Raw genomic sequence first — 1,412 nt, forward strand, 5'->3', positions numbered from 1 at the left:
CGGGCACGCTGTTGGGTGTCTGAGGGCACGGCCGCAAGGTCGTCCTTCTGATGCCGGCCCCAGTGAACTCCAGCCGTAAGGGTTGGGGGTGATGGGTGGCTGGTCGTTGTTTGAGAACTGCACAGTGGACGCGAGCATCTGTGGCCAAGTTTTTAAGGGCGCACGGTGGATGCCTTGGCACCAGGAACCGATGAAGGACGTGGGAGGCCACGATAGTCCCCGGGGAGTCGTCAACCAGGCTTTGATCCGGGGGTTTCCGAATGGGGAAACCCGGCAGTCGTCATGGGCTGTCACCCGCTGCTGAACACATAGGCAGTGTGGAGGGAACGCGGGGAAGTGAAACATCTCAGTACCCGCAGGAAGAGAAAACAACCGTGATTCCGGGAGTAGTGGCGAGCGAAACCGGATGAGGCCAAACCGTATGCGTGTGAGACCCGGCAGGGGTTGCGCATACGGGGTTGTGGGATCTCTCTTTCACGGTCTGCCGGCCGTGAGACGAGTCAGAAACCGTTGATGTAGGCGAAGGACATGCGAAAGGTCCGGCGTAGAGGGTAAGACCCCCGTAGTCGAAACATCAGCGGCTCGTTTGAGAGACACCCAAGTAGCACGGGGCCCGAGAAATCCCGTGTGAATCTGGCGGGACCACCCGCTAAGCCTAAATATTCCCTGGTGACCGATAGCGGATAGTACCGTGAGGGAATGGTGAAAAGTACCGCGGGAGCGGAGTGAAATAGTACCTGAAACCGTGTGCCTACAAGCCGTGGGAGCGTCGGGCAAGCACTTGTGCTTGCCTCGTGACTGCGTGCCTTTTGAAGAATGAGCCTGCGAGTTTGCGGTGTGTTGCGAGGTTAACCCGAGTGGGGAAGCCGTAGCGAAAGCGAGTCCGAACAGGGCGTTTCAGTAGCACGCTCAAGACCCGAAGCGGAGTGATCTAGCCATGGGCAGGTTGAAGCGGAGGTAAGACTTCGTGGAGGACCGAACCCACCAGGGTTGAAAACCTGGGGGATGACCTGTGGTTAGGGGTGAAAGGCCAATCAAACTCCGTGATAGCTGGTTCTCCCCGAAATGCATTTAGGTGCAGCGTCGTGTGTTTCTTGCCGGAGGTAGAGCACTGGATAGGCGATGGGCCCTACCGGGTTACTGACCTTAGCCAAACTCCGAATGCCGGTAAGTGAGAGCGCGGCAGTGAGACTGTGGGGGATAAGCTCCATGGTCGAGAGGGAAACAGCCCAGAGCATCGACTAAGGCCCCTAAGCGTACGCTAAGTGGGAAAGGATGTGGAGTCGCAGAGACAACCAGGAGGTTGGCTTAGAAGCAGCCACCCTTGAAAGAGTGCGTAATAGCTCACTGGTCTAGTGATTCCGCGCCGACAATGTAGCGGGGCTCAAGCGTACCGCCGAAGTCGTGTCATT

At 57.9% G+C, this 1,412-nt stretch carries 1 rRNA gene; it reads left to right on the top strand.

What is annotated here, in order from left to right:
- Positions 1-142: 142 nt before the first annotated feature.
- Positions 143-1,412: ribosomal RNA gene (locus tag Sri02f_RS40925) — 23S ribosomal RNA — on the top strand; the annotation flags it as partial.

The organism is Streptomyces rishiriensis, from assembly GCF_003112535.1.
GTDB classification, from domain to species: domain Bacteria; phylum Actinomycetota; class Actinomycetes; order Streptomycetales; family Streptomycetaceae; genus Streptomyces; species Streptomyces rishiriensis.